Annotated in this window: 6 protein-coding genes and 1 riboswitch; of the genes, 2 read left to right on the top strand and 4 right to left on the bottom strand. The window is 45.2% G+C overall.

Features of this window, described 5'->3' with window-relative positions:
- Nucleotides 1-166: 166 nt before the first annotated feature.
- The 4 genes from DU002_RS05585 to DU002_RS19420 all read right to left on the bottom strand — a co-directional run bounded on the left by DU002_RS05585 (nt 167) and on the right by DU002_RS19420 (nt 5,523).
- On the bottom strand, nt 167-3,142 hold the full coding sequence (locus DU002_RS05585; RefSeq protein WP_114337365.1) for a hypothetical protein: 2,976 nt from the start codon (nt 3,140-3,142) through the stop codon (nt 167-169).
- Between the two features lie 233 nt (nt 3,143-3,375).
- Nucleotides 3,376-4,092 (bottom strand): transposase, encoded by a 717-nt coding sequence (locus tag DU002_RS05580; RefSeq protein WP_114337364.1) that lies wholly within the window; start codon nt 4,090-4,092, stop codon nt 3,376-3,378.
- A 233-nt stretch (nt 4,093-4,325) separates the two neighbouring features.
- On the bottom strand, nt 4,326-4,475 hold the full coding sequence (locus DU002_RS19340) for a hypothetical protein (protein WP_158537970.1): 150 nt from the start codon (nt 4,473-4,475) through the stop codon (nt 4,326-4,328).
- Nucleotides 4,476-4,752: 277 nt separating this feature from the next.
- On the bottom strand, nt 4,753-5,523 hold the full coding sequence (locus tag DU002_RS19420; RefSeq protein ID WP_199405173.1) for an RHS repeat-associated core domain-containing protein: 771 nt from the start codon (nt 5,521-5,523) through the stop codon (nt 4,753-4,755).
- A gap of 107 nt (nt 5,524-5,630) precedes the next feature.
- Nucleotides 5,631-5,844: riboswitch (cobalamin riboswitch) on the top strand.
- 156 nt (nt 5,845-6,000) lie between these two features.
- Between DU002_RS19420 and nrdD the strand changes: the two genes are divergently transcribed.
- Together nrdD and nrdG are read left to right on the top strand one after the other, a co-directional pair.
- Nucleotides 6,001-8,136 (top strand): anaerobic ribonucleoside-triphosphate reductase, encoded by a 2,136-nt coding sequence (gene nrdD, locus DU002_RS05565; RefSeq protein WP_114337362.1) that lies wholly within the window; start codon nt 6,001-6,003, stop codon nt 8,134-8,136.
- A complete protein-coding gene (nrdG, locus tag DU002_RS05560; protein ID WP_114337361.1) occupies nt 8,136-8,609 on the top strand; it encodes an anaerobic ribonucleoside-triphosphate reductase-activating protein in 474 nt (157 codons plus the stop codon). Before nrdD ends, nrdG begins: the two co-directional genes overlap by 1 nt.
- Nucleotides 8,610-8,621: the final 12 nt, after the last annotated feature.

Genomic DNA, 8,621 nt, shown 5'->3' with positions numbered 1-8,621 from the left:
TGATATGAAAACACCTGAAGAGGTGCATAAAAAAGCCAGCGCTGAATGGGCGCTGGCTTAGTTAAAAACCGTCAACTTATTTTAGGACGGCACAGCTTAATCAAAACAAAGACCAACCAAAATCAATGACTCTGACGCCTTTGATCACTGGCCCCTTTGATCAAATTCACAAGTTAATCAACCTGATCAACTGCTCTTTTCTCAGCATATATAGGCCATCATTGGAAACTTGTCCCTTACCGGTAAAATAAGCAGCATCGGAACTATTAGTCGCCTCAATTTCCATAGAAAAATCTTCGATCTTCCCACTTCGATCAAAACGAGACATATAGATCTCTGAAGAATGAAAATAATTAGGTAGGGTGGCTAGCGTAACAACACCATTGCTATCAACAGAATATGCGGTCTCAGTGGTCCAATCTAGCTTCAACTCGTCTAAAACAGAGTACTCGTACAGTAAGATACCGGAGTTATCATACGCCTGTAGTACTCTCTCATCACTTTTATCTTCGAATACATATGTAACATCATCCATATCACTGCGATAGAATCCATCCTTACCCAGCGAAGGCAATTCGGTTACAGATAAGCTTAGAGGGTTTAACGTTGCGATAAACGTCGATACACATGTCGTCCGCATATCACTTATTGAATAATCGTACTCTGTAAAACAAGCACTACGACCATCTGCCCCAATTGAATTCATCTGGAAAGTATGAGGTATATCAACAGGGATTCCATCATATGTATAGGTCTGCTCTTCAAAAGAGCCAGTAAATGTTATTAAATGCTGACCTTGATAATAATTAACAGTAAAATTATCATCCAAATATTCAGGAACATCGAATGTCTTGTATAATTCAAAATCATTCGCATTATAGACAACCACAGTATCATCATATATTAAATAGAGCCATTGGCCATCTTTACTAACCAAAGTTCTATGTATTACACTACTATATGAATCGGCTTCAGTTTCTAGATCAGACAATATGTCAAAAACACGAACAACTTCTTCTGTATAGTAATTATAAACCGTTACACTAGTATCTCTATCCTTACTAGATAAATAAACATAAGGACGATATGGGTCAAGTGCATTCGATAGAAAATACCCTAGGGATGAAAGCTTAATATTACTTGGTAAGCTAGCCGGACCAATCCAAAATGAAACAGGAACCTCAACAGTTTCGTTAATAAAACCGTCTGCACTAATCGTCACTAGAGCTTCATGTAATATACTCTCTTCCAAACCTGTTACATCAGCACTTAATGTAAGAGTATTGTCGAACTTGTGCAGCTGCAGCCACGGCTGGTCAGAAACTGCAGACCAGTCCTCAGGCAATGGCTGTTCACTGATAAGATGAATGGTTTGAGACAGTACTTCCGTATCAGGGAAAGAGCTAAAACTGACCGAGGCTTCATCTGAGTAAAAAACACCCGCTGATGAAAACACATCAAATTCTACTCGCGTGCTGATTTCCCTGTCTTCCAGCTTTTGAATTAAATCCACATAGCCTTTCTCTGTTGTTTCGCTAGTTAAAAGTGGATCAAGCGATAAATCGAATAGCAAGCCGTCGCTGTCTTCTGTCGATTTTTTTAGCTCCATAAATGAAGATACGCTACCAAACTCAATAGCACCAGAAATATGGGAGTGACCATAACGATCAGTATTTACAACATATCTTTTTTTCAGCGCAGAGCCTTTTTCAAAACTGATATAATTTACTGAATCATCACAATTCCTTCCAGAGTCGTAGGTGACGCCACATAATTCAATATATAGTGCAGGGGCTGTCAAATTAAATTTAACATTAACTTCTAACGGAGTTGCTTCGATAGGGTCGTTGACTAACAGTCTAGCATTGTATTCACCAACCTCAAGTTTCGAATAATCGACTGTTAATCGAATATATCCAATATCCCCTTTTTCTCCTGAAGCTCTATTCACAATAGAGAGATTTAACCAGTCAGCGTCAATCACACTAGGGTTGATATCTATATTTTCTTGGGTGGAATAATACAAATCAAAGCTTGGGTTATCTGACTGTTGGCCCGCATAAGACAGTTCCTTCGTCAAGGTGATGGAAGACTCTCCCAGTTCCGTTTTTACATGTCGTTCAGGATTAAGTGGATACTCATCAAATGAATCAAAATAGCCATCGTTGTCATCATCATCATCTTCATTATTTCCAATTCCGTCGCCATCGGTATCAGCTGATTCATATGGATTTAAATTGTCACTGTCTTCACTATCAACTACACCATCGTTGTCATCATCATCATCCATATGATTAGATATGCCATCACCATCAAAATCATATAACGCTTCGCCATTATCAGGAAACGCGTCAATAAAGTTATCTAGTCCATCGTTGTCATTATCGCCAGTAACAGCATAACCCATTGTAAACGTGGCGACTGATCCTTCTTTGCGCTGAACTATTCCCAAATTAGGAACAATCCACCACTCAACCTCATAAGGTATATAGAAGCTATAGCCATCGATGATTGCATGAGCTGATATATCAATAGCAATGTGTTCTGCCAAAAACGTACCCGCAGCAACAGTGACAACTTCTTTACCAAATCGCTCTATTTCACCTGAATCGAAACTAAAAGCGACGTCACCATATGTAGGATCAATATGAACTGTACCGGAGCCACCAATAGATAGACTCCCAAGTTCATCACTCATTAACGCTATTGGATCATCAAGGATAAACTCTGCGGTGTAGTTTGTCTGATTAACATTAATCATCGGCGAAAACCAACCAGCGAGGTGTGCGTTGGTTTCACTGACGATATAATATTCACGCCCACCATTGGAGTAATTCAACGGCGAAACTATATGGGTCCCTTTCTGCTCTTTAGCGGAAAAATGGGTTCTATATAGCGAGCTACCCGTCGCGTTATAACTTATTTTTAAGTCAATAAGATCTGCTGGCAGCAACAGAGACGATTTAAGCACTTCTTCAGGAGGTTGAGGTACAACGGGATCCGGATCGGGTGAAGGTTCAGGCGTTGGTGTTGGCTCAACCCCTGGAGAAGGCTCAGAATCGCCACCTCCGCCACCTCCACCGCAAGCTGTTAAAGCAACGGAGAGTAGGAATATTAAAAACCCCTTTCTTCCTTGGTACATACTACAACCCTTCCTATTTCAAGACTGACTATTTGAATTTGTTAAAAATTTAACGCGATATTGTTATGTATGCGTTAATTTTAGTCAACTATTTGTTAGCTTTGACTAACGTTTTGTTTATACTTCCAGATCAAAGGTGAGACCATGTGCCGGACCACATCACACTTTGACGACGCCTTGGATCGATAGGGTCGGATCGATAGGGTCAGAGTCATTGATCGATAGGGTCAGAGTCATTGATTTCCGGAAAGCCCTTTAAAGTCCGCAGACTTTCGATCTCCACCTCGGCCAAGCGGACTTGTCCTGCGCCCCGTCTGCTTGGCGATCTGTTCTTTGAAGCGCCCTTCTCCCAGCACCCAAGCCTTATTGGTCGCATCGCGGACCTCTTTCAACGTATAGTCAGGAATATGATGCCTAAAGAGGGCTTGATAAGCCGCCTTACGCAATAAAGGCGTCGCGCCGAGCGCAATATAGCAAGGGTGTGGAGTCAATAAAGCGATCGCTTTGTCCAACGCATTCCCCTGATAACTCGACCACGGATATTCCGCCGGATGCGCAACCATGTCTGCCCTTACCGGATTAAGTTCTATATAACGACTGACCAACAGAAAATAACGTTCACAATCCACCAGCGCCGATTTATATCGACCTTCCCATAACGTGCCACTCCTTTGGTAGGTTTGATTAATGTAACGAACATAGAATCGCCCCAAAGATTGCATTAACTGACTCACCCCCTTTTCTGTTGCAGGTGTCATCAGCAAATGCACATGGTTCGTCATCAACACATACGCATGCACACTGACAGCGTACTGCTTGGCGTACTGCCTGAGCCTATCCAAATACACGGCGTAATCTTGCTCCGCAAAGAAGCAGGCCTGTCGATTATTACCACGTTGAATAACGTGTTGAGGAATACCGGGAAGATTTAAACGAGGGAGCCTAGCCATCACGTCAGTCCTTTGACATAAAACCTTAAAACTAGCCCTGTCCGGCAAAAAATCAACTTCGCTGATAGCGAAAAATACACAATAAAAAAGCCGCCAAAAATGGCGACTTCGTAGAAAGTCAACCTAATCAAAACAAAGACCAGCCAAAATTAATGACTCTGACCCCTTTGATCGATCGACTCTGACCCCTTTGATCTGACCCCTTTGATCCTTTGATCTTAATAAAGGATAGTTTAATCCTGACGATTGTTTTTTTCGCCACAATAATAAACCTTTTGAGCATCAGCATTACTAAGAGACAAGTCATCTCCCTCTCCATGCTCATCAATACCATTCTCCCCGAATGAATAAACTATTTCTTTTCCTTCATTACGTTCAACCATTATAACGTTTCCCCAAGCATCGCTAAATATTTCCCGGTCTAGGTCGAAGGTCTTTAGTTGCAAGATATCGTGAGTGTCAAGCAGCCTAACTATAGACAATTGATAGTCAAGACATCTCAACAGAGATTTCCCAGTAAAGTTAATTAAATAAGGAAATCTAAGGGAAAATAGGATAGTCAAAAACAAGATTCCAACGACAAAAATACAGATCTTTAGAAATGTTGACATACCTATCTCACCTTAGAATAGCCTTAAACAGATAATGAAAAACTTTCTACTAGAAAGCTACTCCACCGGCATTGTGAAGTGAACCTGGGTCATAAGTTCGATGTGTCAATTGACCACCTTGAAAGTGATCTTTCATTTGCCAAATCGACTTAATCCATCTCTTATCCTTATATGGTAAAGGTATAGCTACTGCCGAGAGAGGATCTTTACCAGTGTATAGAGAGCCAAAACCGGATACAGTTATGCCTGAAAGATCTCTACTCAGAACTTGTGCCAGGCTTCCATATCCAGGGTCATCAACCGGTGGCGTTGCGCTGTTACACGCTAGCAAATCGATATGGCCTTCTGGAGCCATTTTATCTCGCAGAATATCTGATAACTTCCAGCTTTTTCTTTCGCTATTACTAAGTCTTGCATAGCCGTTAGGGTGAATACTAATACTGCCATTTTCACCGACCATCATAATACCTGGTTTACCATGTTCTAAAAGTGATAATTCATGGACTGATTCATTTTCTAATCCACCTATAAACCCAACAAAATCATTAGCATTCATATAACCATGGTCAGTTCCGTTAACGTTAACTCTTGCATGCCCATTGGGATCAACAAACCCTGTCGGATTCCCCCCAACATACCCATAAGTATTCAACCCACCGTTCAGGCCAATCGGGTCACTCTGAATATACCGCCCAGTGTTGGGGTCATAATCCCGGAAGTAGTTATAATGCAGCCCACTTTCACCGTCATAGTATTGGCCCGGGAAGCGCATATTGAAATAGATCTTCTTGCCATCACCGTCGGGATCCATAGGCAGCATCACATTTTAAATGATTCCTTGGTTTCACCCATCCAAAAGCTTGCCTTCGATCAATGAAACTGTAGTTCACCAAACACCACATCTAGTGCCTTATGCTTTTTACTGCCACTATATATACAGATTGTGGTCCGCACACATGCGCAAGCATGGGGACAATAGGGAATCCGGTGAGAAACCGGAGCTACCCCCGTAACTGTATCTGGTTGGTACGCTGCATCTTCTGTCCATATCTGATGGGCAAAGCCACTGGCTTAGCGCTGGGAAGGCGGCAGTTAACTCAATACCAGAAGCCAGGAGACCTGCCGCAATCACCAATGCCATGCTGGGCGGGGTGCACCAGTGCAACATGAATGATTGGGCGATATGGTCAGCGCTAGTTGATGTTCGCCTACTTATCATGCTGTGACTATTTGCCCTCGCTTACCATCGCCCTACATCAATCTAAGCAGTACAGAATAATAAGTTCAGGAGATGAACATGCAGCAGGTCGTGATTAAACGGGATGGCAGTCGCGCCCCTTTCAACCCCAAACGGATCCAGTTGGCGATACAAAGCGCTTGCGAAGTGGTCGGCATTCGTTCGGCAAAAATAGCTGAGCAGATCACCGAGCAGGTAGCGAGTCAATTAGCACCGCTTTCCGAGTTGCATATCGACGAGATCCAACAAGCTGTGGAAGACAGCTTGATGGCCAGCGAGCAAAAAGCGGTGGCCCGCGCTTACATTGAGTACCGTCACGACCGCGATCTGGCCCGGGAAAAAGCCAGTCACCTGAATCAGGAAATACGCGGCTTAATGGAGCAGAGCGACCTGAATCTGCTGAATGAAAACGCCAATAAAGACAGCAAGGTGATCCCCACCCAGCGCGATCTGTTGGCGGGTATCGTCGCCAAGCATTACTCCCGTCGTCATATTCTGCCAAAGGATGTGGTGAGCGCCCACGACCGGGGAGAGTTGCACTACCATGACCTGGATTACGCGCCGTTTTTTCCGATGTTTAACTGCATGCTGATTGATCTAAAAGGGATGTTAGAGCAAGGCTTTAAGATGGGTAACGCGGAGATCGATACGCCAAAATCGATTGCCACTGCCACGGCGGTTACCGCACAGATCATCGCCCAAGTAGCAAGCCATATCTATGGCGGCACCACGGTCAATCGTATCGATGAGGTACTGGCACCTTATGTCACCGCCAGCTACGAGAAGCACTTGGCGACAGCTGCCGAGTGGCAGGTATCGGATGCCGAGTCGTTCGCCCAAGCGCAAACCGAAAAAGAGTGCCATGACGCGTTTCAGTCATTGGAATATGAGGTGAATACCCTGCACACCGCCAATGGCCAAACGCCGTTTGTGACCTTCGGCTTTGGTTTGGGTGAAAGCTGGCAAGCCAAACTGATCCAACGTTCCATTCTGCAGAACCGTATTGCCGGATTAGGCCGTAATCGCAAAACCGCAGTTTTTCCGAAACTGGTGTTTGTCATTAAAGAGGGCCTTAACCGCAGCCCGCAAGATCCCAACTACGGGATAAAACAGTTGGCCTTGGAGTGTGCCTCGAAGCGCATGTATCCAGATATTTTGAACTACGAGCAAGTGGTGCAAGTCACGGGTTCCTTTAAGACACCGATGGGCTGCCGTAGTTTCTTAGGTCAGTATGAAGAGGACGGCGTGGAGGTTCATGATGGCCGCAACAATCTGGGCGTGGTTAGCCTTAACCTGCCAAGGCTGGCGATGGAAGCTGACGGTAACGAAAAGAACTTTTATCGTTTGCTTGATGACCGCTTACTGTTGGCCAAAAAAGCGCTCGATTCGCGCATCGCCCGCTTGGAAGGTGTCAAGGCACGCGTCGCACCGATCCTTTATATGGAAGGCGCTTGTGGCGTGCGCTTAAAAGCCGATGATGATGTACTGCAACTGTTCAGGAATGGCCGCGCGTCTATTTCCCTCGGCTATATCGGCCTGCATGAAACCATCAACGCACTCTACAACCAGCAACAAACGGCTACCGATGCGCACCCATTCGATGACCAAATGTTGCAGCAAAAAGCGCAAGCGATTGTTGCGCATCTGCGTCTGACGACTGAACGCTGGAAACGGGAAACGGGCTTTGGCTTTAGCTTGTATGCCACCCCCAGTGAGAACCTCTGCAGCCGTTTCTGCCGCTTAGACACCATAGAGTTCGGCATTATTAAAGGGGTAACGGATAAAGGCTATTACACCAATAGCTTTCATCTCGACGTTGAGAAAAATACCAACCCCTATGACAAGCTCGATTTTGAGATGGCCTACCCTGCGATCAGTAATGGCGGCTTTATCTGCTACGGCGAATACCCCAATTTGCAGCATAATCTGCAGGCGCTAGAAGATGTGTGGGATTACAGTTACGATCGCGTGCCCTACTACGGTACTAACACGCCGATAGATGAATGCTACCAGTGTGATTTCACAGGCGAATTTGATTGCACCAGCAAAGGCTTTACCTGTCCTAGCTGCGGCAACCATGATCCAGCCAAGGTATCGGTGACGCGTCGGGTTTGCGGCTATTTAGGCAGCCCAGATGCGCGGCCATTTAATGCTGGCAAGCAGGAAGAGGTAAAACGCCGAGTGAAGCACCTGTAATGCACCTAAACGCCTATTACCCTGTGGATGTGGTCAATGGCCCCGGTACCCGTTGCACCCTGTTTGTGTCAGGGTGCGAACACCAGTGCAAGGGCTGCTATAACCAGTCGACTTGGCGTGCTGACAGCGGGATCTTATTCACCTCAGAGATTGAGGATCAGATCATTGCTGACCTCAACTGCACGCGGATCCGCCGCCAGGGGCTATCGCTGTCAGGCGGCGACCCCTTACATCCGGCCAATCTGGACGCTGTATTGCATCTACTAAACCGAGTTCGCAACGAGTGCCAGGGCAAAGACGTTTGGTGCTGGACCGGTTATCGTTTTGGGCAACTCACCACCGAACAGCAGCAGGTCACCGCCCTGATAGATGTGCTGATCGACGGCAAGTTTGAGCAAGCATTAGCATCGCCAGAACTGCCTTGGCGTGGCAGCAGTAACCAACAAGTCATTACACTCAACTGCACCAAATGATATCTTTAATGT

The sequence above is a fragment of the Corallincola holothuriorum genome, from assembly GCF_003336225.1.
In the GTDB taxonomy this organism is placed as follows: domain Bacteria; phylum Pseudomonadota; class Gammaproteobacteria; order Enterobacterales; family Neiellaceae; genus Corallincola; species Corallincola holothuriorum.
This window is presented reverse-complemented; position numbering and strand designations above follow the sequence as displayed.